Origin of the sequence: Microvirga aerilata, from assembly GCF_016743775.1 — a bacterium.
Lineage (GTDB): Bacteria > Pseudomonadota > Alphaproteobacteria > Rhizobiales > Beijerinckiaceae > Microvirga > Microvirga aerilata.
Genome location: NZ_JAEQMY010000043.1, coordinates 1 through 24408, shown reverse-complemented (window position 1 = coordinate 24408; position 24408 = coordinate 1). Strand labels below are relative to the sequence as shown.

Genomic DNA, 24408 nt, shown 5'->3' with positions numbered 1-24408 from the left:
TTCGTTTATCTGCTTATTGGAAAGCTGCTCACCGCTGTCCGTATTGGGTGTTTTTGAAGAGATCTTTCTGCTCGCGGGGCTGCGAGCGCCAGTACTGCTTCGGTGCATGAACTTGGGCGCCGAGTTTGGCGGCAGCGTGCCAGGGCCAGCGCGGATTGTACAGCATGGCGCGTCCGAGGGAGACCATGTCTGCTTCCTCGCCTCCGATAATGCCTTCTGCTTGCTCAGGTTCAGTGATCAGCCCAACGGCAATCGTCGGTAGACCAACCTCAGCCTTTACTCTCTTTGCATAGGGTACCTGATAACCTGGTCCGAGTGTGATTGCCTGTGCCGGCGAAACCCCTCCGGTGGATACGTGGATGGCGGCGCAGCCTCGGCTCTGAAGAGCCTTCGCAAAGGCGATTGTTCCCTCAATATCCCAACCGTTGGGAACCCAATCAGTCGCGGAAATCCGTACCCAGACCGGCCGATCTGCGGGAAAACTGTCACGGACAGCATCGAAGACCTCAAGTGGGAAGCGCATCCGGTTTTCAAGGCTGCCGCCGTATTCGTCCTCACGCTTGTTAGCAATCGGCGAGAGGAACTGGTGGAGTAGGTAGCCGTGGGCTGCATGAATCTCGATTGCATCGAAGCCAAGTCGTGCTGCCCGCCGTGCGGCATTCACGAAATCATCTCGGACGCGCTTGAGCCCATCTCTGTCGAGGGCTGCAGGTACACTCTCGCCCTCAGCATGCGGTATTGCCGATGGAGCCTCTGTCTCCCAACCCAGGGGCTCGTTTGGACTGATTTGGGCGCCGCCCTCCCATGGGGCTCGGCTTGAGGCCTTTCGGCCGGCATGGGCAAGCTGAAGGGTGAGCGGAATACTAGAGTGCAGCCTGACCCCCTTCAGCAGACGCGCAAAAGCGTCCTCTGTTTCATCAGAATAGAGTCCAAGATCATAGGGTGAAATCCTACCCTGCGGCGAGACGGCTGTGGCTTCAAGAATCAGCAGACCCGCACCTGATAGGGCGAGTTGCCCGAGGTGGATCAAGTGCCAGTCGTTGGGGAGGCCACCTTCTGCGGAGTACTGGCACATAGGTGCGATAGCAATTCTATTGTCCAGGTGAAGATTTCCGATCTGCATAGGCTCGAAAAGGCGGCTCACAATTCACTCCTTTGGGCGGTGATGGCGAAGTGTCGGACTTGCTGGAATGGGATAAGCATTTGTGGGGTGTTCAGAAGAGATGCACTCACCCACTCAGACCCGCAAGAGCGAACAGTGCGGCAAGGCGATAGGACCTCTCTCGTGAGCCATATAGACTGTTTTGGCAGATTGAGAACAAAGCTCCTGTGCTGCATTGCTGGACGTTGTACCGATTGCATCGCGAACTGCAGTGACTCCGGGTATGGTGACCGCAAAGCAAGCTGCCTCTGATTACCGAACCGACCCTGATGATCGATTTTAGAAACATTGAAACGTTTTTTTGGGCTGCCGCGCTGGGCAGCTTGAGAGCGGCGTCTGAGAAGCTCGGGACAACGCAGCCTGCGGTGTCACAGCGTATCGCCTCGCTGGAGGCCGCTCTTGGCGTGCGCTTGTTTGAGCGTGACGTCCGAGGCGTGACACTGACGGCTAAGGGGCAGGAAATGCTCTCGCACGCTGAGCGCATGATGCAAGTGCGGCGCGATATGTTGAAGGCGGCCCAAGATCAGAATGTCATGAGTGGCACGGTTCGAATTGGTGTCGCTGAAACCATCGTGCAGACTTGGCTATCCATCTTTATTGAGGAAGTGCACAGCGCCTATCCGGCGCTTGTCTTGGAGATCGAGGTCGACAGTACACATGTGCTTCGCTCACACCTGAGGTCGCGGCAGATTGATATTGCGTTCCTGATGGGCCCTATTCTCGAGGAGCGGGTCGAGAACCTTTCACTATGCACGTATTCGCTCTCGTGGGTTGCTAGTCCAAAACTGCAACTAGAAGGGCCTTTGGTAACGCTAGATCATATAGCAAGTCGTCCCATCATCACTCATCCATCCAACAGCAGTCCCTACCAGGTGGTGCGTGATATGCTTATGCGCGCTGGAGTAAAGACGCCTCGAATGTACGGTAGCGCTTCAGTCTCGATGATTGTGCGCATGGCTTTGGACGGTATTGGAACGGCTGTAATCACGCCGGTATTCCTCGACCGGGAGCTTGCTTCTGGTGAACTGCAGATCCTTGAGGTGGAGAGTGATCCGCTGCCAGATCTCAGTTTTACCGCGAGTTGGATTGATGGTCTCGACAGTCGGCCCATGCGTTCACTCGCTGAACTCGCCCAGGATGTAGCTGTTCGCACTAAGGGCAGAGCGCCCATGGGATATAAATAGTTTTTATATCCCCCATTAAAACATACGAATAGACAGGCTAAAGGTTCCTAGGGTGCTATGTGATCAGGCTGAGGAACGACAGCCAGGTGGCGTATCAAAAGCGCACTGTGACGACATGGGTCTTTTGGTGATCGACTGAGAGATCCTTAAAGCCGGAAAACGGACAGAGGCGCTTTGATCTGACCTGAATGTGTTTTCGCTCAGCCTCAAGATTAAACCAGAGGATGACACATCATGAAAAGAACCATTTATACCTTTGGAGCCGCAGCCCTGCTGAGCCTATCTAGTGCAGCTCTGGCTCAGGATCTGCCGAAAACCAACCTCCAAATCGTCGGAGGCCTCAGCAATCTAACGGCATACAATGACTTCGAAAAGCCGTTCTGGACCAAGACCATTCCCGAGCGTTCGAACGGGCAAGTCACAGCAGAGATCAAAGGCTTCAATGAGATGGGCCTTAAAGGGCCTGAGATTCTCCGCCTGATGTCACAAGGCGTCATTCAGTTTGGTACAGCGACGCTTTCGTACTTCGCCAGCGACAACCCGATCAACGAAGCAATTGATCTTGCCGGTCTTGCGCCTGACGTGCAGACTGCCCGTAAAGTTACTGAGGCGTTTGAGCCGGTTTACAGCAAATTCTACGGCGAAGGCTCCAAGGTGAAGCTTCTGGGTATCTCCACCTATCCGGCGCAAGTTCTGTTTTGCAATGCCGAAGTGAACAGCCTTGGTGATCTGAAGGGCAAGAAGGTTCGTACCAGTAGCCGAACTCAGGCCGAATTCGTTGAGGCCTTCGGAGGCGCGAGCGTGACCATGGCATTCGGCGAAGTGGTTCCCGCCCTCCAGAACAAGGTCGTTGATTGCGCCATCACGGGCTCGCTCTCCGGCTATTCTGCCAAGTGGTACGAAGTTTCGACCCACCTCTACGCGCTCCCGATCAACTGGAACCAGCAGATCCATGCTGTCAATCAGGCGGCTTGGGATAAGTTGGATCCGAAGGTTCAGGGGTTCATCCAGACCAACATCAAGACACTGATGGACGACATCTGGAAGGCCGCCGATGAGCAGACCAAGCAGGGTTATGACTGCAACACGGGCGCTGCGGCCTGTACGCTGCCGGTCAAGGGCAAGATGAAGCTGGTAGAACCAAGCGCCGCTGACCGTGAGCTTCTGAAGAAGGTCCTTCAGGAGACAGTTCTACCGAAGTGGGCAGCACGCTGCTCGGCTGATTGTGTGAAGAGCTTCAACGATACGATTGGCAAGACGCTGAACGTCACGGCCTCCAAATAAACCGGTTCGGCGCGCCGGGCTGGTTCCAGAACCGGCGCGTCCTTTCGCACCTCTTGGTAGATCCTTCTCTGATCCAATGCGGCGCTCTTGCGCTGGCAAGGTACTTCTCATGGCGCTAACCGTACGCCCTTCCTTCCTTGGCGGCTTGAGCCGCGCAGCCGAGCATATGTCCCGCTGGGCCGTATGGTTCGGCGGTGCTCTGACGATCGGCAGTGTGCTGCTGATCTCCTTCGACGTTCTCGCGCGTAAATTCCTAGGCTTCACTACCGGGGGCGCCGATGAGCTGTCGAGCTATGCGTTCGCGATCAGCACTTCATGGGCATTCGCATTTGCGACCCTGCAACGGGCGAATGTGCGCGTCGACGTGCTCTATCAGTATCTGCCGGTTCGTCTGTCGGCCGTGCTGGATTGGCTCTCAGTGGTGACGCTCGGTGTCTTCATGGTGATGCTGACCTATTATGCCTATGACGTTGCCGCCACCTCTTGGACTCAGAACTCGGCTGCTAACACACCGCTTGCAACCCCCCTCTATATTCCGCAGGGTCTTTGGCTGTTGGGGCTGATCTGGTTGTGCCTAGTGCTGGGTCTCATGCTTGTTCGGGCGTCTGTAGCGCTCGTCACAGGTAGAATCGACGAAGTTAAAGCCATTGCAGGCGTTCGCTCAACCCAAGAAGAAGCCGAAGAAGAAGCCGCCGCGGGCGAGCGCATGGTTAAGGGGTAAGGCGATATGGTTGCCACTGCACTCATCCTCCTGCTCGTCCTAATCGGTCTGAGCATCCCTGTCGGCGCTGCTCTCGGCGTGCTTGGGTTGGTCTTGGATCCATTGTATTCTATGCTACCGCTGACACGTGCCATTGGCGAGTTGGCCTGGAGCACGAACAATGAATTCCTTTTGGTGGCGGTGCCTCTCTTCATTTTGTTGGGAGAGATTCTACTGCGGGCTGGATTTGCTGAGAGAATGTACAGCGCCATGAGCCTCTGGCTCTCATGGTTGCCCGGCGGTCTGATGCATGCGAATATCGGCGCCTCGACCTTGTTCTCGGCGACATCTGGATCGAGTGTCGCTACCGCAGCTACCGTAGGAACCGTCGCGATCCCGCAGATCAAGCGGTATGGCTACAATGAGCCGCTTTTTCTCGGCAGTCTTGCGGCAGGTGGGACCCTCGGTATCCTCATTCCGCCGTCGATCAATCTCGTGATTTATGGCGTCCTCACCAACTCTTCCGTTCCTAGGCTCTATCTCGCGGGGATTATCCCTGGCTTTATGCTGGCCGGCCTGTTCATGCTGGTGATTGTGGTTAGCTGTATCTCTAAGCCATCCTGGGGGGGTCACAAGATTCATGCCACCTGGGGCGAGCGCTTTAAGAGCTTGGTCCATCTTGCACCTCCTCTCGGGATCTTCTTTCTCGTCGTGGGTTCGATCTATGCCGGTCTTGCCACGCCGACGGAGGCTGCGGCTCTCGGCGTGACAGGGGCCTTTATCCTCGCAGCATGGTTCCGCCGATTGACCTTAACAATGCTACGCGAGTCTATCGAAGGCACGATGAAGGCCACCGCGATGATCATGCTGATCGTGATCAGCGCGGCTTTCCTGAACTTCATTATGTCGGCCACTGGTCTCACAGACGCAATCACCAGCTCAATCACGGGTCTCGGGGTTTCGCCCGGATGGATGCTGTTGGTCATCATCATCTTCTACTTGGTGCTTGGATGCTTCATGGAGACGCTCTCCATGATGATCACCACCATCCCGATCGTTGCGCCGATAATGATCGCTCTTGGGTACGATCCGATCTGGCTCGGCATCGTCATCATCGTCTTGGTTGAGGCGGCTCTGATTACGCCACCCGTAGGACTCAATCTCTTCGTCGTGCAAAGCATTCGCAAGAGTGGATCAATGGGCGCTGTCATCACAGGTTCGCTGCCGTTCGTCCTGGCAATGTTCATTCTGCTCGCATTGCTAGCGTTCTTCCCAGGCCTCGCACTCTGGCTCCCGAGCGTCTTCAGCTAAGCCTTCACAGCCGGCCGAACGTTTTTCAACTCAATAGGTGCTCTTACAATGAAACTCTCTTTCAAAACAGAAGCTCTCTCAGAATCCCACACAATCGACGTCGAGATTTCCTCACTTATTGTCGCCGGGTGGGCTGGTCGCGATCAGCATGCAATCGAGCATCACATTGAAGAGCTCTTCGCGATCGGTGTGCCGCGACCGAGTTCCGTTCCACTTTACTATCGTGTCGCGGAAAACCAGCTGACTCAGGCCTCGCGCATTCAGGTTGTGGGTAACCAGTCATCTGGCGAAGTGGAGACATTCGTGTTTTTGGCAGGCGGTGAGCTCTATGTCAGCATTGCCTCCGATCATACCGACCGTAAGCTCGAGACCCACAGCGTTGCTCTGTCGAAGCAGGTCTGTGCAAAGCCGGTTGCTGCCGAGGCATGGCTCTATGCTGACGTTGCAGAATATTGGGATGAACTTGTTATTCGATCCTACATCCAGGAGAATGGCGAACGGGTTCTCTATCAGGAGGGCACGCTTGCCTCACTCCGACCGCCGCTTGAGCTGATCTCCGGTTTTGCCGGCAAGTCCGAGCTTCCTGAGGGTACAGGCATGGTCTGCGGAACGGTTGGGGCAAAGGGGGGCATCCGGCCCGCACCCTTTTTCACCATGGAATTGTTCGACCCTCGTCGCGGGCGTACTTTGAGCCACAGCTATGAAATTGAAGTTTTGCCGGAGATCGCTTGATCCATATTCCAATACATCCCCCTACGATGGTTGATGTGACATGATTTCGACAGTGAACGAACAGCATCTAGCGCTTCTAGACGGCAGCACCACGTCATTGGCCCTCACGGAGGAGGCGCTTAGCCGGGCCGCCGATCCGAATGGGGAGGGCTCGCGTGTTTTCACCAAGCTTTACACAAATGAGGCTCGTGCTGCCGCACAGGCTTCTGACATCCTGCGGAGTGCCGGTCTGGTCCGCTCGGCTATCGATGGCCTGACAGTGTCAATCAAAGACCTGTTCGATGTTGCCGGCGAGGTCACTATGGCCGGATCTCTCGCTCGTACAGGTGAGCCAGCGGCTGCGGAGGACGCCGTCGTCGTCAAGCGCCTTCGGGCTGCAGGCGCAGTGATTGTCGGACGCACAAACATGACCGAGTTCGCTTACTCGGGTCTTGGCCTCAATCCGCACTACGATGTTCCACGCAATCCTTGGGATCGCACAACCGGGCGTATTCCAGGCGGCTCTTCGTCAGGGGCGGCGGTATCCGTGACTGACGGAATGGCAGTTGCAGGAATTGGATCGGATACTGGCGGGTCAGTTCGCATACCCGCTGCACTATGTGGTCTCGTAGGATTCAAGCCGACTGCAGAGCGTGTGCCGCTGACCGGGGCTCTGCCACTTTCATTCAGCCTCGATTCCATTGGTGCTATTGCTCCCTCTGTGGCGTGTTGTGCTGTCCTCGACGCGATCATGGCTAGTGACGAGGAGCCGCTCCCGCAGCCAGCTGACATCGGCAAGCTCCGGCTCGCAGTCCCTACAACCCTCGCGCTTGAAGGAATGGACAGGGACGTTGCGAGTGCTTTCGAAGCGGCACTCTCAACTCTTTCGGCTGCCGGTGCGCAGATTGACGAGATCGCCGTGCCAGAATTCGTTGGCCTTGCCGCGATCAATTCCAAAGGAGGTTTCACTGCAGCCGAAGCGTGGACTTGGCACCGGGACCTGATCAGTCGTGCAGGCGACCGCTACGATCCGCGCGTCGGCTCGCGTATTCTGCGGGGCAAAGATATATCTGCCGCCGACTACCTCGACCTGCTTGCAGCCCGCAGAACCTGGAGAGCAGGCGTGGAGGCACGCATCGAAGGCTACGATGCCCTGGTTCTCCCAACCGTTCCTGTTGTCGCACCCGCCATTGCAGAACTCGCTGCGAGCGACGAGGTCTACTACGCTGCCAATGGCTTGATCCTGCGTAATCCGACGCTGATCAACTTTCTTGATGGCGCCGCTCTGTCCGTGCCGTGCCACGCACTCGGCGAAGCTCCTGTAGGGCTGATGATCGCTGGGCCTGCGGGTTCCGATCGCAGGGTTCTTGCCATTGGTATGGCAGTCGAAGCCCTGCTCTCACCGAAGCAGGTGTAAATCACACACTGGCAGAAGGACCAAAGGATGTCTGTAACGATCAACGTTGGTGCTGCCTACCAAGCCCGCTTGGACGCGCGCGGTGGCATCCTAACTGGCCCGACCGCAAACCTCGCTCCAGGGCATGTTCAGGCCAATCTCGCTATCCTTCCAGAGGAACTGGCGCACGACTTCCTGCGGTTCTGCCAGCGTAACCCCAAACCATGCCCACTTATTGCCGTTTCCGAGACAGGCGATCCGTCATTGCCTGAACTAGGGCGGGATATTGATATTCGCACTGATGTGCCTCGCTACCGAGTATGGCGGAATGGCGAGCTCGTATCGGAGCCTGTCGACATTCGAGACCTGTGGAACGAGAAGCTGGTGGCTTTCTTGATCGGCTGCTCGTTTTCCTTCGAAGAGGCCATGCTGGCTGATGGCTTGCCGGTGCGCCACATTGAGCAGGGCTGCAATGTCCCGATGTACCGGACGAACGTTCCTACAGTCGCAACGGGCCCTTTCTCAGGACCGCTCGTCGTATCCATGCGCCCATTGAAGGCAGCCGATGCGATTCGCGCGGTTCAGGTTACATCTCGCTTTCCTTCAGTTCATGGTGCTCCGGTACACCTGGGAGATCCTTCATTGATCGGTATCGCGGATATCAACAATCCGGATTACGGTGACCCGGTCGAGATCCGCGAGGGTGAAATCCCGGTCTTCTGGGCCTGCGGGGTCACGCCTCAGTCTGTCATCGCAAATATCCAACCAGAATTCTGTATCACTCACGCGCCGGGGCATATGCTTGTGACCGATCTCCTGAATTCTTCAATCTCAGTAATCTGAATAAGGCGAGCTCATCGAAAACCTCTCTGTAGGGGAGGAGATGCAGCTGGTAACACTAAACGCGCCTTACGCAGGCATGGCAACGTCTGGCACATCCTCTCGGAATTGCCGAGCTTTAGTCCCTCCAACGAGGCCTCTTATCGAAAGTTCAGGTATCAACACCTGCGGCAGAGATTTGATGCGTCGTCTCTACACGGCGAACCCCGCACCACGACGCCGCGAACAGAGCAATTGCCTTGGTCACGCGGCGCAATGAGGGAAGAGACACTCGTTCATCGATGGCATGGATGTTCTCTGCGATCGGACCGTAGACCAGCGATGGTATGCCCGCGTGGACCGAATACACGGCGGCATCCAGGTAGCACGCCATAACGTAGGCCTGCAGTGGCGTACCATCGGGCGCATTGGCCCCTGCGTGGGCCTCGGAAAGGACTGCCTCGGCTTCTGACCCAGGGGCAAGGGTGTAGCCGGCATGTAAGACACCGACCCAATCCACAGTAGGCAGTGGGCAGCGTTGCAGCAGGGGGTCGCCCGCCGCCGCCGTTGCGACAAAGGCCTCAAATTCCTTGACGCGCTCCTGCGGGTTGTCGCCGGGATAAAAGCCAATGCGCCCCTCAAACCGGCAGCACGATGGAACGGATGCGATCCACTCGCCCCCATTGATTGTCCCAATCGTTAGGGCGGCGGGATTGTCCACGTCGTCGAAGAACGGCTTTGTCGTCCGTTCCTCGTTCCAGCGGGTCTCGAGGTGACGCAAACGCTTAATGAGCCGTATTGCTGCGTCGAGCGCGCTCACGCCGCCACTCACTTCGCGTGGGTGGGCAGGAGTGCCGTTGATCGTGATGGCGAACTTGATCACGCCGGAATTTGCCCGAACAAGCTTTTCGTCGGTTGGCTCCGGGATCAGGACCGCGTCGGCAACTTTGCCGCTGGCCAACGCCATCGCGGCTCCATTACCGGTGATCTCCTCCTCCACGACCGAATGGATCTGGACAGGGGCCGTCAGTTCGAGCCCCGCGGCCCTGATCGCATCGAGCGCAAAGATCACAGCGGACAGGCCCGCTTTCATGTCTCCGGAGCCGCGGCCATAGAGCCACTCGCCGTCCCGCCACGGCTCGAAAGGCGGATATTGCCACCGCTTCGGATCGCCTGTGGGCACGATGTCGACATGAGCGTTCAGGATGAGGGATCGTCCTTGAATGATCGCAGGGTTGTGGAGCGCGATCACGTTCCAGGAATTCTCATAGCCAATCGTCGCTGGCGAGAAAGCCGGATGCTTGCCGATCAAGGCTTGATCAAGCATCTGACGCTGGACGTCATATCCACGATCTAACAGCGTCGCTTCGACGAGTTGTTGGACCTCCGCTTCGTGCTCCCGCAACGAGGCGCAGCGGATCAGGTCCGACAGGAAGCTAACTTGGCTTTCGAAAGCCATGTCGACAGCGGCGAGAATGTGGTTGCGCTGGGTTTCGGAAAGAGCACCCCTCAGTGAGGTTTCAGTTTGCAGAGCCGAATTCGTCAAAGCAGGCGCCTTTCCCGGAATTGGAGCATCTGAAGGTTCAGTTGAAATCATCGGGCATCAAATATCCAGAGCTGAGCGCACATGAGCGGGATCATTCCACGTCGTCTTGTCAGACACTCAGCCGCTTACCCGTTCCCATCGCCCAGAATCGTCTGGGCTGGCGTGTAGGGAAGGTTCTGTGCCTCCGCAACGGGTTGGCAGGTAATCTTGCCGGCGCACACGTTCAAGCCAGCGAGCAGATGAGAGTCCTGCGACAGCGCCTCGCGCCATCCCTTGTCGGCGATAGCCAGCACGAACGGCAGCGTTGCGTTGTTGAGCGCCAAGGTAGACGTGCGGGCCACCGCACCCGGCATGTTTGCAACGCAATAATGAATCACGTCGTCCACGACATAGGTTGGGCTCGAATGTGTGGTGGGGTGGGATGTCTCGAAGCAACCGCCCTGGTCGATCGCGATATCCACGAGAACCGAGCCCTTCTTCATGGTGCGCAGCACATCGCGGTTCAACAGCTTCGGTGCGGCGGCGCCGGGAATAAGCACCGCGCCGATCATGAGATCGGCTTCACGCGCAAGCTCTGCAATTGCGGCACGCGTGGAATAGACAGTAGAGATCGCATTGCCGAACTGGCTCGAGAGACGCCTCAGAACATCCGGCGAGCGGTCGACGACAGTGACCTGCGCCCCCATGCCGACGGCAATCGTGGTGGCGTGAGTGCCTGAGACACCTCCGCCTAGAATGACCACGGAAGCCGCGGGCACGCCCGGAACTCCACCCAGCAGGATGCCACGTCCGCCCTGCGCTTTTTCGAGCGCATGGGCTCCGACCTGCGGCGCGAGCCGCCCCGCGACTTCGGACATGGGCGTCAGAAGGGGAAGCGCGCCTGAAGGCGAGGTGACGGTTTCATAGGCAATGCAGACAGCCTTCGAGTCCATCAGATCGCTGGTCTGCTCCGGGTCCGGCGCGAGATGCAGGTAGGTGAAGAGGATCTGGCCCGAGCGCAGTCGCTTACGCTCCTCTGCTTGAGGTTCCTTGACCTTCACCACCATCTCGGCTTGCGAAAAAATTTCATCCGGGCCATTGACCATCTCGGCTCCGGCGAGTCGGTAATCCTCATCGGTAAAGCCTGAACCGAGGCCTGCCCCGGAATGCACCATGACGCGATGGCCATGGGCGGTCAGCTCATGGATGGACGAGGGGATCAGCCCCACGCGAGCTTCGTTGTCCTTGATCTCAGACGGCACTCCGATCAGCATGTAGGCGTCTCCCAAATGGTCCCGACTTTGCGTTGTTGTCGATGATGAGGCTCATGACGGGCAGATTGCTCGTCTGCCCGTCATGGAAGCATAGGATGGAGAGTAGCCGTCACAGCCTCAACTGCGTCCTTCGTAGCGGCAACAATGGTGTCGGCCTCCTCCCTAGTCAGGCAAAGTGGCGCCGCGAAACCTAAGATATCGCCTTGTGGCATGGCGCGGCCGATCACACCTCTCTCCAAGAGGGCGGCCGTGATGCGCGCCAACCTTCTCGGAAGCATCGAAGAAGACGCGGTCGTCTCGGTCGCGCACGAACTCGACGGCTGCCATCAGCCCTTCGCCGCGGACCCTCGCCCACGAAGCGGTTGTGTCCCACGGCATCCGCTATGGCTTTCTTAAAGTAGGCGCCAACCTCGCGCGCGTTGACCACGAGTCCTTCGCAGGTTCCGCCCGCACGCGTCCAAGCTTCCTCAAAAGCTGTTGCCATGCGCGCTGAGGCCTTTCCTGCGCCTAGGACGATAGTTCGCCCGTATGGTTTTGGCGGCAGCCTACCATCGAACTTTCCCTCTGGGAGAGCTGCGTTCAGCGCCGCATCGAACAGGGCTCGCAGAATTTCAGCATCGTTTAACATTACTGACCTCGTGCCAGAGTTTGTTTGTGGGAAGGTAAAATGCGGGCTGACTGATCTGTCTTCGCTGAGCGGGCAGATTGGGAGGCTAGTGAAAACATGGACGGTTGGTAGTGCGTTGATGGCATTCGGGCCTAGCAAATTCGAACCTACTGCGTAGACCTGCGAAGATGCTGGATGTGGTTGATCAGGCCGCTCGTCGAGCTGTCGTGCCCTGTCACTGTCTCCTGGCTTTGGAGCTCCGGCAGGATCCTTGATGCTAGTTCCTTGCCGAGTTCGACGCCCCACTGATCATAGCTGTTGATGCCCCAGATGATGCCCTGAACGAAGATCTTGTGCTCGTAGAGGGCAATCAGGGAGCCGAGACGGCGTGGCGTCAGCTTGTGGTAAAGGATCGAGGTCGTAGGACGGTTTCCCTCGAACACCCTATGCGGCACAAGGGCGTCCAAGGCCTCACCCGTTACGCCACGCTCCCGAAGTTCGGCTCGGACTTCATCTGCCGTCTTACCAAACGCGAGGGCCTCAGTCTGCGCCAGGAAGTTCGCGAGCAGCTTTTCATGATGATCTGCCAAGGGCGTCTGGCTCTCGGCGGCCGCGAGAAAGTCGGCCGGTACCAGCTCCGTTCCTTGGTGGAGAAGCTGAAAGAATGCGTGTTGACCATTTGTTCCCGGCTCACCCCAGATGATCGGGCCCGTATCATAATCCACCCGTGCGCCGTCTCGGCGCACGGACTTGCCGTTGCTCTCCATGTCGCCTTGCTGGAAATAAGCGGCGAATCGAACGAGGTGCTGGTCGTAAGGCAGCAGGGCGAGGGTCGAGGCGCCCAAGAAATTGCGGTACCAGACGCCAAGTAGCCCCATGATTACGGGCATATTCTGCTCAAGGGGAGCGCCGCGGAAATGCTCATCTATTTCATGGGCGCCCCCCAGCAGCTCAATGAAGTGGTCGAACCCGACGGCCAGCACGATTGGCAGGCCGACAGCGGACCAGAGGCTGTAGCGTCCGCCAACCCAGTCCCAGAACTCGAACATGTTCGTCGTATCGATGCCAAATCGCGCCACCTCGGTAGCGTTGGTCGAGACGGCGACGAAGTGTTTCGCCACCGCGTCCTCGCCTAAGGCATTAGTCAGCCATGATCGAGCGCTGGCAGCGTTAGTCATCGTCTCCTGTGTCGTGAAGGTCTTCGATGCCACGATGAACAGCGTGCGTGCAGGATCGAGCCGAGCGAGGGTGTGGGAGAGATGGGCCGCGTCGACATTGGACACGAAATGTGGCCTCAAGTCCGGGCGTTGATACGGCTTCAGCGCCTCGCAAGCCATGACAGGGCCGAGGTCGGAGCCACCGATGCCGATATTGACTACATCTGTGATGGCCTCGCCCGTCGCCCCGCGCCAGGCGCCGCTCCTGACCCGCTCTGAGAAGAGCCGCATCTTCCTCAACACAGCCGCGATCTCTGGCATGACGTCGGTGCCATCGACAAGGATTGATCGTTCTACGCGGTTGCGCAACGCGACGTGCAGCACGGCTCGATTCTCGGTGCTGTTGATCTTCTCCCCCGCGAACATCCTGTCCCGCCAGCTCTCCACATCCGCGGCCCTGGCCAAGTCGAGCAGAAGCGTCATGGTCTCAGTTGTGATCCGGTGCTTGGAGTAGTCGAGCAGGAGATCCTCAATCCGGAGCGAGAACTGATTAAAACGCTGCGGGTCTTGGGCGAACAGATCGCGCAGATGAAGATTGCGCATGCCATTAGAATGCGCCTGCAGCGCGTGCCACTCCGGGAGGTCCGTGATCGTCGTCATCGCGTCAGAGCCCTGTCTATGAGAAATGCTCGGGTGATCCAGCTTCGCTCTCCAAATGCGACCGGGCAAGCGCAACTTTATGCCCCTTCCCACAAGCTAAGCTTTCAGCCGCCACCTCAGATCTGCTGGACTTGCCCCGACGCCTCCAAATCCTGCCACGCTTGGCAAGAGGAGGTCAGGACATTTCACCCGACCATTGTCATGAGTGATAATTGGTTATGCCAATTCAGACAACGCTTGCCATCCGCTGCGCATTCGGCTAACTTTTTGGTATAACCAATAAAAACATCGTAACATTTCCATGGAGGAGACAAGAATGCTGAAGTCGATGATTCGTGGCTTGGCCACAGCCGCTGTAATGATTGCTGCGACGGCAGCGAGTGCTCAGACCAATTTTACTCTCTCAACGCCTGATCCGGATAATTCTGAGATCACTCTCGCCGCCAACAAGTTTGCCGAGCTAGTGTCGCAGAAGACAGGCGGCAAGGTGACGATCAAGGTGTTCCCGAATGGCCAGCTGTATGGCGGCGATCCCTCAGCTGCAGTGAAGCAGCTTTCAGGTGGCTCGCTCGACATGCTGCTGCTCTCGACGTCGCTCTATGCCAACTTCAACCCGAAGTTCACGGCGATTTCAGTTCCGTACCTCTTCACCGATACAGCCCAGCTCCGCACATACCTGTCCGGGCCACTGGGGCAGGAGCTGATCGCTGACCTTAACAAGATCGGTATTCAAGGTCTCGGCCTGTGGCCGCGTCCGTTCCGCCAGATGACCAATTCCCGCAAGCCGATCACGGGCCCGCAGGATCTGGCCGGCATGAAGTTTCGCGTGCCCAACAATCCGCTTTGGGTCGAGTTCTTCAAGAAGATGGGCGCTGCCCCAACCCCAATGGCGTTTGCAGAGGTTTACAATGCCCTGCAGCTGAAGGTCATTGATGGCCAGGAAAACCCGATCAACATCCCGGTCACGGCTAAGTTCTATGAAGTGCAATCCTTCGTCACCATGACAAACCATATGGCGGATGGTTGGGTCCTGGGAATTAACCCCGCTAAGTACAACGCGCTCCCTGAAGACCAGAAGAAGTCGATCAAAGAAGCGGCTGTTGAGGCCGAGGCTTGGAAAGTGGAAAACGACGCTGCAGACGAGGGCAAGTCGATCGCAGCGCTGACCGAGAAGGGCATGAAGGTCGACCGCCTCACCCCTGAGCAACAGAAGGCTTTCGTAGACGTCGCCAAGGAGCTGTTCCCGACCTTCGCCAAGCTCGTGAAGGATCAGACCTTCTTCGACCGCACCATCGCGGCCGTCAGCAAGTAGTAAGACAGTCCTACAGGGCATCCTGGTCGCGATCCTGCGGCCAGGATCCATCTGAGAGGTGAAGCCCCATGGCTCAACAACCGTCTTTGCTCGGCCGCTTTGTCAAGCTCACCGCCGATTTTGCAGCTGGCGCCACGGCAGCCGGGATCCTGATTGTCGTAGTCGTACAGATTGTAAGCCGCTTGATCGGACAGCCTGTCTCCTGGTCTGAGGAGGCCACTCGCTTTCTCTTTGTCTGGATGGTCTTCCTGGGCCTCGCCGCGGGCTTCCGCACCGTTGAAAGTGCCCGCGTTGTGGTGTTCATCGCTGCGGCGCCACGCCTGTTCCGGCGATTGGCGGTGCCAATTTATGTTGTCTCATCCGTTCTGTTCTTCGGCATCATGGGGTGGACTGGCCTTAGCCTCGTTCGCCAGCAAATCATGATGAGCGAGGAGGCGGCGACGCTCGCCATCCCGATGTGGGTGATCGGCCTCATCATGCCCATCTCGGCAATTCTAGCTGTCTTGGCCATCGTTGAGTCGCTGAAGACGAAGCGCGATCTCATTGCGCTTCCGGAGGTTGGCGCGCCGCGGGTTGACCTCGACGAGCCTGATGTCTTTGTTTCGAAAGGACATACGCCGTGAGCATTGCGCTTCTTCTTCTCTTCCTGGGGTTGTCTGCCCTTGGTGTTCCTTTGGCGGTGGCGCTCGGCCTGGCTAGCGTGGCGGCCATCATGATGTTCACGTCCACCCCGATCGATCTCCTCTCGCAGAGCATGTTCTCGGCGATGAACTCCTTCCTGCTTGTGGCCGTGCCGCTCTTCATCCTGGTCGGGCACTTCATGGAGCGGGGGCGTGTGGCCGAGCGTATCTTCGACTTCGCCGAGGCGATGGTCGGCTGGATGCCCGGCGGCCTCGGCCACGTAAACGTGGTTTCCTCGGTGATCTTCGGCGGCATCTCCGGATCGTCCGTTGCCGACATCGCTTCTGTCGGCGCGATTGAGATTAAAGCTATGGAGCGGCATGGCTTTCCCAAGAGCTACGCGGTCGGCATGACGCTCGTCACCTCGACGCTGTCCTCCATCATCCCGCCATCCATCCTGGTCGTGATCGCAGGCTCGATTGCAAACGTGTCCATCGGCACGCTGCTGGTGGCTGGCCTGATCCCAGGCCTGTTCATCGCCTTCGTGTTCATGGTGTTCAACCATTTCTACGCTGTGCACTACGGCTATAATCCACCGACTCCGTTTAATCTCCGCTTGGTTGTGACAACTGGGCTTGGCGCTATCCTGCCGATGCTGACACCAATCATCCTACTCGGCGGCATCGTCAATGGCTTCTTCACGCCCACGGAAGCCGCCGCCATCGCAGTGCTCTATACGATGTTCCTGTCAGTCATCGTTTATCGCTCAATTCCTCCAGCAGAGATATGGAATATCCTGGTCGAGACGGCCCGGGCCTCTGGGACGATTCTGTTCATTGCCGCAACCGCGAAGCTCGCTGCCTGGGTGTTCGCCTTCGACGGCCTGCCGGTCCAGGTCGCCAATTTCCTGGCCAGCATCAGCACCGGCCCGACCATGGCGCTGTTCCTAATCTTCCTGTTCCTCATCGTGGTTGGGATGTTCATGGATGCGATTGCGGCCATGTTCATCTTGATACCCGTGCTGCTACCTCCGGCACTTAAAATGGGCATCGACCCGATGCACTTCTTGATCGTGACCGTAATCACCCTCACGCTCGGCCTCGTCACCCCGCCGGTTGGTGTCTGTCTGTTCGCTGTGGCTCAAGTGGCGAAAATGCGGATTGAGGACGTTATTCGCGGATCTATGATCCCGGTTGGGATCCTGACTGCCGCGATCCTGGCGCTGGTCCTGTTTCCAGTCTTGACCCTGGGGCCAATCAGGCTCCTCGGGCTCTATTGACGGTAACAGTTTAAGAAAGGGCAGGGTGTATCAACATCTGGCCCTTTGCATTTCCTGGCGATGATGGAAGGCGGTTTGTCGAGGCGGATCCAGACCTCACATGCCGCGCATAGATCGCCACAACCGACTCGCAGAAAGTGGTGTCGTATGACTGAAGCCATGCCCGGCGCGCCGGCCCGCATTGTGTTCCTCGATCGAGAGACGCTCTCTCCAGAAACGCAGCTGCGGACGCTGTCTTTCCCCCATGAACTTATCACCTATGGCAAGACCACTCCGGGCGATGTGGGCCCGCGCATTGCTGATGCTGATATCGTCATCACCAACAAGGCACCGGTAAGACGCGATGCCATCGCGCAGGCACGCAACCTCAAGCTCGTCGCTGTTGCAGCCACCGGGTACGACGTTGTCGACGTCGCAGCCTGCCAGGAGCGCGGCATTTCCGTGTGCAACATCCGCAATTATGCGGTGAACACTGTGCCCGAACACACTTTCGCGCTGATTCTCGCCCTGCGGCGCAGCATCCTAGCTTATGCGGATGCTGTTCGCCGAGGCCGATGGCAGGAGGCGGGTCAGTTCTGCTTCTTCGATTATCCAATTCGCGATCTCGCCGGCTCGACCCTCGGCATCATTGGCGATGGCGTGCTTGGACAGGCGGTCGCCGACATCGCCCGCGGCTTCGGCATGCGAGTGCTGTTCTCCGCCTACAAAGGCTCAACCGGCATGGGTCCGCTCTACACCCCTTTCGAGGATGTGCTGCGCCAGAGCGACGTCATCACGCTGCATTCTCCGCTGATGCCGTCGACCCGCAACATGATCGCCGCTCCGGAATTCGCCCTCATGGAGCGTCGGCCCTTGCTCATCAACACGGCCCGCGGAGGGCTGGTGGACGAGGCTGCCCTGGCGGATGCGCTCACAGCCGGACACATCTCTGGCGCCGCCTTTGATGTGGTCACGGCGGAGCCGCCAGCTGCGGATCACCCATTCATACGCCTGCTGGACCGACCCGACTTTATCCTTACGCCGCACGTGGCTTGGGCGAGCAGCGAGGCTGTCCAGGGGCTCACGGACCAGCTGTTTGAGAACATCGAGCTATTTCGGGCCGGTAAACCCAGGAACCTAGTAGCGTAAAATTGGTACAACCAATTAATGTTTTCTCTTGTAGGCGCGCAATAATTGGTATAACCAAATTTCACCCCAGTTTTGTCGGCAACATCCGACCTGCATTAAGGAGCCTCTATGTTTCTCGGGAAAGAAGTTCGTCTGAACCGGATCGTGAATCCCAAGTCTGGCCGCATGCTCGCCATCACGGTTGACCATCCGATCACCCGCGGGATGATGCCCGGACTCGTGGACATCCGCTCCGTTATGCGCAAGGTTGTAGCCGGCAAGCCTGACGGTATCACCATGCACAAGGGCATCGCCGAGAAGGTGTTCGCACCCTATGCAGGCCAGGCCTCGATCATCTTGAAGGCTAGCGCCTATTCCGTGCAGTACCATCCGACGTATGACACGCCCGTTGCGGACGTGGAGGAAGCGGTGCGCTTTGGTGCTGACGCCATTTCGGTGGGCTGCATCGTCGGCGGCCCCGACCAAGCCCAGCAGCTGACATTCCTTGGCAAGATCTCCAAGGAAGCAGCTTCGGCCGGCATGCCGCTTGTTGCGCACATCTATCCGAAGGGCGCGCTGATCAAGGATCAGCACGACGCTGAGGTGTTGGCCTACGCGGTGCGCGCTGGCGCCGAGCTTGGCGTCGACATCATCAAAACCATGTGGTCCGGTTCTGCCGAGAGCTTCCGCTCGGTGGTGGATGCCTGCCCGTCCATCGTGGCTCTGGCTGGTGGCGAGATGGGCGAGACTCTGGAGGACTATTTGCGTATGACCCGCCAGGCACTTGATGTCGGTATGCGCGGCGTTACCTATGGCCGCTTCGTGTGGTCGCACCCGCATACCTCCGCCGTTATTAAATCCTTGTCCGCTTTGATGCACGATGACGCCAGCGTCGAAGGAGCTCTCAAAGTTTACGAGCGCGCCCTTGAAGAAGAGAAGGATCTCCAGAAATGAAGGCAGCAGTTCTTCGCGCTCCCGACGACGTCGTCTTGCAGGATGTTGCAACCCCATCCGCCGGACCCGGTGAGCTGATCCTGAAGGTGAGGGCCGCGACTGTGTGCGGGACAGATATCCGCATCCTGCGTGGCCGCAAAACCAAGGGCGTCCGCTTCCCGTCCGTTCTCGGCCACGAGTTCGCGGGCGAGGTGGTTGAAGTGGGAGCCGGCGTCTCGCAGTTCTCCTGCGGCGACCCGGTGTCAGTTAATCCTGTCATTCCCTGCCGCAAATGCGCCTATTGCAAGACCGGCCGGGAGAATGTCTGCCAGAACCGTCAGGCCATCGGATACGAGTTCGATGGGGCCTATGCCGAGTACCTGAAGGTGCCGGCGCTGGCGCTTGAGTCCGGCAACGCAGTCCGTATCCCGCAGGGGATGCCGTTCGAGGCGGCGGCTCTGGCGGAACCTCTGGCGTGTTGCATCAATGGTTTGCGCAATGTCGGCGTTGAACTCGGTGACGTGGTGGTCATCCTCGGGGCAGGGCCGATCGGCCTCATGCATGCGGCGCTTGCGCGTCGGGCCGGGGCACGACTGGTTATCGTCAGCGAGCCCAACCAGATGCGCCGCGAGGCTGCCCTCGAGCGCGGCGTCGACATCGCCTGCGATCCGACCAAGGAGGATTTGGCAGGGGTAATCCGCGGGGTGACTGACGGACTCGGCGCGGATGTGGCGATCTTGGCCATCGGCGTTCCGGCACTTGCCAACGAGGCGCTGAAGCTCGTGCGTAAGGGTGGCCGCGTCAACCTCTTCGCGGGGTTCTCGGCGGGCGACATGGCGACGTTCGACGTCAATCTCGTGCACTACAACGAGATCGTCGTGACCGGAGCCAGCGCGCTGCGTCGGCAAGATTATGAGACGGCTCTCAACCTGCTCGCAGGCGGGCTCATCGATGCCAACTCGCTTGTCACCCATCGCTTCGGATTGGCGGATGCTGTCGAGGCGCTGAAGGAGGCAGAGAGTGGGCGGGCGCTTAAGGTAGCAATCCGCAATGACTGAAGCCTTCCTCGGGGTCGATGCTGGAACGAGCGGGATCAAGGTTTGTGCCTTCACGCGCGAAGGCCGCTTGGTTGCGAAGGCACACCGGGCGGTTCCCGTGGTCACACCTTATCCGCTCTGGGCCGAAATCGACCTCGACCGCTATTGGGCGGCCACCGCCGATGCTATTCGGGAGGTTGCCGCCCGCGTCCCAACGATAATCTCGATTGGGCTTGCCACAACTTGCCCGACGACCATCCTTCTTGACGAGGGGGGGCAGGTAATACGGCCGGGCATCCTTTACCTCGATGGCCGGGCCCAAGCAGGTCTTGAAAAGGTAGTTGGTGCCGATGCTGAAGCAGATGTGCAGCAGACCGGCAACCGGGCTAGCACGTCTACTTGCTGGGCAGCCAACCTGGCCTGGATCCGTGAGAATGAACCGGGTGCTTGGGCAAAAGTGCAGCGGGTTACCATGCTTAACGGTTTCCTGGCTCGCCGACTAAGTGGCCAGGACGGCATCGAGCCGACCCAAGCGTCTTACTCGGGTCTGATGCGTATTGCTGATCCCGAGCCGTCGTGGAGTCGCGACCTTCTAGCTCGATGGGGACTCGATGCGGCTATTCTGCCAGAAATTAGTAGCTGCACCGATATGATCGGTCGAGTGACGGATGAAGCCTCCATCCTGACTGGAGTTCCGGCCGGCATTCCCGTAGCGCTCGGCGCTGCCGACACGGCAGCGGCTTCCTTTGCGGTTGGCTTGATGGACAGCGGCGAGGTTTTCGAATCCGTCGGCACGTCCGGGGTCATTACCTTCTGCCTTGACCGTCCGGACTTCGAGCCGTCGTTCCTGCATCGCCATCATATCGTGCCCGGCCGCTGGCTCGCCCATGGGGCAATGTCGACGCTGGGCGGTGCGTTCGGGTGGCTCAACAACAAGGTCTGGCCGGAGCTCAAGACTCTTGCCGAACTGGAGCGCCTGGCGCAGGAGTCGGTTCCAGGAGCCAACGGTCTCTTGTTCCTGCCCTACCTTGCCGGCGAGCGGAGCCCCATCTGGGATGCAGAGGCGAGCGGCAGCTGGCTCGGGCTTCTCCTCCGACACAGCCGACAGGATATGGTCCGCGCCGTCTTTGAGGGCACGACGTTCGGCCTTCGGCAGATTCTGGAACGGGGTTCCGCCAAATGGGGCAAGCGCCCTGAGCGCATGCTCAGTGTGGGCGGCGGAGCGCGGAACAAGTTCTGGGGGCAGATGAAGGCGGACGTCCTGAAGCTCGACTATATCATGTCTGATATGCCTGATGCTGCGGCACTGGGAGCGGGCCTGCTTGGTGCCATAGCGGCAGGGCTGTTCACGGGCAGTGACGATAGGGAGCTTCCGTTGATCTCGGCCAACGCAACAGCGATCAGGCCCGGGTCCCAACGGACAATCGAGACCTACGACCGCATGTTCACGATCTTTGACGCAGCTTACCCACAACTGTGCGACTTGATGCATGCTCTCGCAGATCGTAGTTCTGGCCCGTACGCGGATGAAGAGGCACGGCCCCGGCTTGGGGTGCGAGCCACTGGGTAAAAGGAACTACGGTTTCATATGACGGACGGCGAAGACGATATCCTTGCGCGCGTCATCGACATCGCGATGGAGCTGAGGCCCGACAGCAGCGGACGAATCAAGCTCCCCACCGAGCGTGAGCTGGCCGATCAACTCGGCATTCAGCGCCCGACTTTGCGGGATCGGCTGACCGTTCTGGAGACGCTCGGCTTGCTCCAGCGCGTCCAAGGCAGCGGGACCTATCTGGCGCTCCCGAACTCGCGGTTCCTGCAGTTCTATTTCGGCGTTGCTCTGAAGCTCGGGTTCATCTCGATTGATCAGATCCAGAACGCCATGGAAATGATTGGTCGAGAGATGGCAGGAGCCGCCGCGATCCAGGCCAGCACTGCTGATCTTGAGGCCCTCGAGGATCTCATCGACCAGATCGCTGCATCGGACTCCTTGGAAGATGTGGTTGAGCTCCAGTTCGAGCTTCACGCCAGCCTCGCCAGGGCGTGCCGCAACCCTGTAATCGTCATCGTCATCGATGGCCTCTCGTCCGTCATCCGATCTGTGATTGCGAACAAGGTCAGGATCATCTCCATGGTCCGCGGTGCGTTCGAGCGAAACGTCGAAGCGTACCGGGCACTCGTGCAAGCCCTAAGGGATCGCGAGCCGGAGCTCGCTCGTGAGGCTATTCAGGAGTGTTACTGGTTATGGCGTCGGGAAGAGTCGAAGATTTCGATCCTCAACATCAGCGAGTGAGAGCCTCGGAAAGGCACGAGCGACAATCTCATGCGTGTAGATTAGTGCATCCCTAATCCGCAATGTCCGTATTAACGGTAGAGTGGAACGACAATGACTGAGCCTAAGCCATGCCCAGTGTGCAGAAGCGCCGAATTAGGGATCAACTGCCTCGAATTATATGGGCAGTACGAGGCGCATTTTCTCTGCCTCAGTTGCGAGAGCGAAGTCGCACCACAGGGCCCTTTGTCAGAACCGTGCGGGTCGGCAGCTGAAGCGGAGGGGGCGGCTCTTCGTGCTTGGAACGACTTCGTATCGGGTCTCTCCGGTCACAGGAATGTAGCCTAGTTGTCGCTGATAGTCGCAACGCGCCGTGACAGGCAGGGCTGTGAGTTGCTTCGCAGAGACTGCGGAATCTTGCCTTTATGGCTTACTTGCGCTCTCAGTCGAGCTTGTTGCCAGCGCGTGCGAGATGCGCATTCAGAACACGTTCGGCCCTGAGCTGGTTCGCGTAGGCAGTTGCATTAACGACGCGCATCACGAGGCGGAGGATTGCTGTTACGAGCATAATTCTTATCCCTCTACAGAGGCGTTCAATAAGCCTCCTATGATGAATAGATAATTCTTATGCTGCTGCGCGGTAGATAGGTCAGCACACATGACCTATGCGTTGTAGGCATATCAACCTGAATTTGCGCCACCGCTCCTTTCCTGGGCGCATGAGTTATAAAATGTCTTTATTGATTTTTGAATTGCATGGTCGGCGTCCAGAGCGAGCCCTTGCGGGAGATGTGCTTAATATCAGCAGTAGCAGAACTCGGACATTTCCGGGGGAAGGGGGCTAATCTAATTTGCAGCCGATGCGGCAACTGAATTTTAGCTGTAGTCGGAAGAGCGTAAGTTTCGGGATCCATAATTTAGCGTAGAGCTAGAGCGGTTTGGGGTTGAACGGAATCGGGAAGTCTGACTCGATGGAGGTCAGGGGCGTGAGACAGAGGCTCGCCATGACTACACCGTTGTCGCAGGACCTGCGCCGGCGCATCGTTCGCGCTGTTGAGAAGGGCAGCTCGATCCGCCAGGCGGCCGCTCGTTATGAGGTCAGCCCGTCGGCGGCCGTGAAGCTGATGCGGCGGCTGCGCCAGACCGGCTCGGTCACCCCAGAGCGGATCGGCGGCCATCGTCGTCCGGTCCTCGAGCCGCATCAGGATCTGCTGCGCTCCCTGGTGGACGCTAAGTCCGGCATCACGCTGGCCGAGATCCAAGCCGAACTGCGCGCCCGCGGGATCGTGGTGCAGGCGCTCTCGACCATTCACCTGATGCTCAAGCGCATGCACCTGACGCACAAAAAAGACGCTCCGGGCGGCCGAGCAGGACCGGCCGGACGTAGCCCAGGAGCGCCGCCGCTTTCGGGTGTGGCAGCGCTTCATGGATGCCAGCCGCTTTGTGTTCCTGGACGAGACCGGCACGGCCACCAACATGACCCGGCGCTACGGCAGGGCGCCGCGCGGACAGCGGGTGGTCGATGCGGTGCCGCACGGGCACTGGCTCACCACCACCTTTGTGGCCGGCCTGCGGGAGAACGGGATCATCGCTCCGCTCGTGGTGGACGGGCCCATGCGGGGCGAGGTCTTCCGCGCTTATGTCGAGCAGATGCTGGCACCAGCCCTCTCGCCTGGCGATGTGGTCGTGCTCGACAATCTGGCAGCTCATAAGGTGGCGGGCGTTGAGGAGGCGATCCGAGCGGTCGGGGCCAGCTTGCTGTACCTGCCGCCGTACTCGCCCGACCTGAACCCGATCGAGCAGCTGTTCGCCAAGCTCAAGGCGCTCCTGCGCAAGGCAGGCACCCGCACCAAGGAGGCGCTCTGGACCACCATCGGAGAACTGCTTGACGCCTTCGAGCCAAATGAGTGCCAGAACTACATCAGGAACTGCGGATATGAGCCTGTCTAAGTCGAACCTGCTCTAGTACTACAGCCGGGGCTTGTGCGTTGTCTTAGACACGGAGGTGTCGCGCCATGACGCATGCAAGCGAGGCCCACCGCTGGGCCGATCAACTG

The 24408-nt window shown here is 58.7% G+C and carries 20 protein-coding genes and 2 pseudogenes; 16 read left to right on the top strand and 6 right to left on the bottom strand.

Features of this window, described 5'->3' with window-relative positions; all coding sequences use genetic code 11:
- Nucleotides 1–28 precede the first annotated feature (28 nt).
- Nucleotides 29–1147, bottom strand: a complete 1119-nt coding sequence (locus JKG68_RS21410) for an NADH:flavin oxidoreductase/NADH oxidase (protein WP_202063408.1) — start codon at nt 1145–1147, stop codon at nt 29–31.
- Between the two features lie 284 nt (nt 1148–1431).
- Between JKG68_RS21410 and JKG68_RS21405 the strand changes: the two genes are divergently transcribed.
- From JKG68_RS21405 to JKG68_RS21375, 7 genes are all read left to right on the top strand, one after another.
- Nucleotides 1432–2346 (top strand): LysR family transcriptional regulator, encoded by a 915-nt coding sequence (locus tag JKG68_RS21405; protein ID WP_202063389.1) that lies wholly within the window; start codon nt 1432–1434, stop codon nt 2344–2346.
- Nucleotides 2347–2580: 234 nt separating this feature from the next.
- Entirely contained in the window at nt 2581–3630 is a 1050-nt protein-coding gene (locus JKG68_RS21400; RefSeq protein WP_202063388.1) for a TRAP transporter substrate-binding protein, read from the top strand.
- A gap of 109 nt (nt 3631–3739) precedes the next feature.
- On the top strand, nt 3740–4351 hold the full coding sequence (locus JKG68_RS21395; RefSeq protein WP_246515695.1) for a TRAP transporter small permease subunit: 612 nt from the start codon (nt 3740–3742) through the stop codon (nt 4349–4351).
- A 6-nt stretch (nt 4352–4357) separates the two neighbouring features.
- The gene (locus JKG68_RS21390) at nt 4358–5641 is read left to right on the top strand and encodes a TRAP transporter large permease (protein WP_202063386.1); all 1284 of its coding nucleotides are present in this window, start codon (nt 4358–4360) and stop codon (nt 5639–5641) included.
- Nucleotides 5642–5689: 48 nt separating this feature from the next.
- Nucleotides 5690–6373, top strand: a complete 684-nt coding sequence (locus tag JKG68_RS21385; RefSeq protein WP_202063385.1) for a DUF2848 domain-containing protein — start codon at nt 5690–5692, stop codon at nt 6371–6373.
- A 40-nt stretch (nt 6374–6413) separates the two neighbouring features.
- The gene (locus tag JKG68_RS21380; protein ID WP_202063384.1) at nt 6414–7769 is read left to right on the top strand and encodes an amidase; all 1356 of its coding nucleotides are present in this window, start codon (nt 6414–6416) and stop codon (nt 7767–7769) included.
- Nucleotides 7770–7796: 27 nt separating this feature from the next.
- Nucleotides 7797–8591: a putative hydro-lyase gene (locus JKG68_RS21375; RefSeq protein WP_202063383.1), complete on the top strand. Its 795-nt coding sequence runs from the start codon at nt 7797–7799 to the stop codon at nt 8589–8591.
- Between the two features lie 148 nt (nt 8592–8739).
- On the opposite strand, the gene JKG68_RS21370 is transcribed toward JKG68_RS21375, so the two are convergent.
- The 5 genes and pseudogenes from JKG68_RS21370 to pgi form a co-directional block, all read right to left on the bottom strand.
- Entirely contained in the window at nt 8740–10164 is a 1425-nt protein-coding gene (locus tag JKG68_RS21370) for an ArgE/DapE family deacylase (RefSeq protein ID WP_202063382.1), read from the bottom strand.
- Nucleotides 10165–10238: 74 nt separating this feature from the next.
- Complete coding sequence (ald, locus tag JKG68_RS21365; protein WP_202063381.1) at nt 10239–11366, bottom strand: alanine dehydrogenase; 1128 nt, start codon at nt 11364–11366, stop codon at nt 10239–10241.
- 80 nt (nt 11367–11446) lie between these two features.
- Nucleotides 11447–11796: pseudogene (locus tag JKG68_RS33590) on the bottom strand (aminotransferase class III-fold pyridoxal phosphate-dependent enzyme); the annotation flags it as partial.
- Nucleotides 11797–11835: 39 nt separating this feature from the next.
- Nucleotides 11836–11994 (bottom strand): annotated as a pseudogene (locus JKG68_RS21360) (DUF4147 domain-containing protein); the annotation flags it as partial.
- 146 nt (nt 11995–12140) lie between these two features.
- A complete protein-coding gene (gene pgi / locus JKG68_RS21355; protein ID WP_202063380.1) occupies nt 12141–13790 on the bottom strand; it encodes a glucose-6-phosphate isomerase in 1650 nt (549 codons plus the stop codon).
- A gap of 316 nt (nt 13791–14106) precedes the next feature.
- Between pgi and JKG68_RS21350 the strand changes: the two genes are divergently transcribed.
- From JKG68_RS21350 to JKG68_RS21310, 9 genes are all read left to right on the top strand, one after another.
- The gene (locus tag JKG68_RS21350) at nt 14107–15102 is read left to right on the top strand and encodes a DctP family TRAP transporter solute-binding subunit (RefSeq protein WP_202063379.1); all 996 of its coding nucleotides are present in this window, start codon (nt 14107–14109) and stop codon (nt 15100–15102) included.
- A gap of 68 nt (nt 15103–15170) precedes the next feature.
- Entirely contained in the window at nt 15171–15725 is a 555-nt protein-coding gene (locus JKG68_RS21345) for a TRAP transporter small permease (protein ID WP_202063378.1), read from the top strand.
- Nucleotides 15722–17002 carry a TRAP transporter large permease gene (locus tag JKG68_RS21340; RefSeq protein WP_202063377.1) on the top strand — a complete coding sequence of 427 codons (1281 nt, stop codon included), beginning with the start codon at nt 15722–15724 and terminating at the stop codon, nt 17000–17002. The genes JKG68_RS21345 and JKG68_RS21340 overlap by 4 nt, the downstream gene beginning before the upstream one ends.
- Nucleotides 17003–17149: 147 nt before the next feature.
- Nucleotides 17150–18130, top strand: coding sequence for a D-2-hydroxyacid dehydrogenase (locus tag JKG68_RS21335; RefSeq protein WP_246515694.1), 981 nt, complete (start codon nt 17150–17152; stop codon nt 18128–18130).
- 108 nt (nt 18131–18238) lie between these two features.
- Nucleotides 18239–19063 carry a class I fructose-bisphosphate aldolase gene (locus JKG68_RS21330; protein ID WP_036356137.1) on the top strand — a complete coding sequence of 275 codons (825 nt, stop codon included), beginning with the start codon at nt 18239–18241 and terminating at the stop codon, nt 19061–19063.
- Nucleotides 19060–20100: a zinc-dependent dehydrogenase gene (locus JKG68_RS21325; RefSeq protein WP_202063376.1), complete on the top strand. Its 1041-nt coding sequence runs from the start codon at nt 19060–19062 to the stop codon at nt 20098–20100. Before JKG68_RS21330 ends, JKG68_RS21325 begins: the two co-directional genes overlap by 4 nt.
- Nucleotides 20093–21649 (top strand): xylulokinase, encoded by a 1557-nt coding sequence (locus JKG68_RS21320; RefSeq protein ID WP_202063375.1) that lies wholly within the window; start codon nt 20093–20095, stop codon nt 21647–21649. Before JKG68_RS21325 ends, JKG68_RS21320 begins: the two co-directional genes overlap by 8 nt.
- 18 nt (nt 21650–21667) lie before the next feature.
- Complete coding sequence (locus JKG68_RS21315) at nt 21668–22372, top strand: FadR/GntR family transcriptional regulator (RefSeq protein WP_202063374.1); 705 nt, start codon at nt 21668–21670, stop codon at nt 22370–22372.
- 983 nt (nt 22373–23355) lie between these two features.
- Nucleotides 23356–24301 (top strand): IS630 family transposase gene (locus JKG68_RS21310; RefSeq protein WP_376773182.1). Its coding sequence is split into 2 segments (ribosomal slippage): nt 23356–23688 and nt 23690–24301, totalling 945 coding nucleotides; the frame shifts between segments, so codons are not numbered across the junction.
- The last annotated feature ends 107 nt before the right edge of the window (nt 24302–24408 follow it).

Excerpts from the sequence above, each read along its gene's own strand:
- JKG68_RS21405 (WP_202063389.1), top strand. The coding sequence starts at position 1,432 with ATGATCGATTTTAGAAACATTGAAACGTTTTTTTGGGCTGCCGCGCTG.
- JKG68_RS21400 (WP_202063388.1), top strand. The coding sequence starts at position 2,581 with ATGAAAAGAACCATTTATACCTTTGGAGCCGCAGCCCTGCTGAGCCTA.
- JKG68_RS21395 (WP_246515695.1), top strand. The coding sequence starts at position 3,740 with ATGGCGCTAACCGTACGCCCTTCCTTCCTTGGCGGCTTGAGCCGCGCA.
- JKG68_RS21390 (WP_202063386.1), top strand. The coding sequence starts at position 4,358 with ATGGTTGCCACTGCACTCATCCTCCTGCTCGTCCTAATCGGTCTGAGC.
- JKG68_RS21385 (WP_202063385.1), top strand. The coding sequence starts at position 5,690 with ATGAAACTCTCTTTCAAAACAGAAGCTCTCTCAGAATCCCACACAATC.
- JKG68_RS21380 (WP_202063384.1), top strand. The coding sequence starts at position 6,414 with ATGATTTCGACAGTGAACGAACAGCATCTAGCGCTTCTAGACGGCAGC.
- JKG68_RS21375 (WP_202063383.1), top strand. The coding sequence starts at position 7,797 with ATGTCTGTAACGATCAACGTTGGTGCTGCCTACCAAGCCCGCTTGGAC.
- JKG68_RS21370 (WP_202063382.1), bottom strand. The coding sequence starts at position 10,164 with ATGATTTCAACTGAACCTTCAGATGCTCCAATTCCGGGAAAGGCGCCT.
- ald (WP_202063381.1), bottom strand. The coding sequence starts at position 11,366 with ATGCTGATCGGAGTGCCGTCTGAGATCAAGGACAACGAAGCTCGCGTG.
- pgi (WP_202063380.1), bottom strand. The coding sequence starts at position 13,790 with ATGACGACGATCACGGACCTCCCGGAGTGGCACGCGCTGCAGGCGCAT.
- JKG68_RS21350 (WP_202063379.1), top strand. The coding sequence starts at position 14,107 with ATGCTGAAGTCGATGATTCGTGGCTTGGCCACAGCCGCTGTAATGATT.
- JKG68_RS21345 (WP_202063378.1), top strand. The coding sequence starts at position 15,171 with ATGGCTCAACAACCGTCTTTGCTCGGCCGCTTTGTCAAGCTCACCGCC.
- JKG68_RS21335 (WP_246515694.1), top strand. The coding sequence starts at position 17,150 with ATGACTGAAGCCATGCCCGGCGCGCCGGCCCGCATTGTGTTCCTCGAT.
- JKG68_RS21330 (WP_036356137.1), top strand. The coding sequence starts at position 18,239 with ATGTTTCTCGGGAAAGAAGTTCGTCTGAACCGGATCGTGAATCCCAAG.
- JKG68_RS21325 (WP_202063376.1), top strand. The coding sequence starts at position 19,060 with ATGAAGGCAGCAGTTCTTCGCGCTCCCGACGACGTCGTCTTGCAGGAT.
- JKG68_RS21320 (WP_202063375.1), top strand. The coding sequence starts at position 20,093 with ATGACTGAAGCCTTCCTCGGGGTCGATGCTGGAACGAGCGGGATCAAG.
- JKG68_RS21315 (WP_202063374.1), top strand. The coding sequence starts at position 21,668 with ATGACGGACGGCGAAGACGATATCCTTGCGCGCGTCATCGACATCGCG.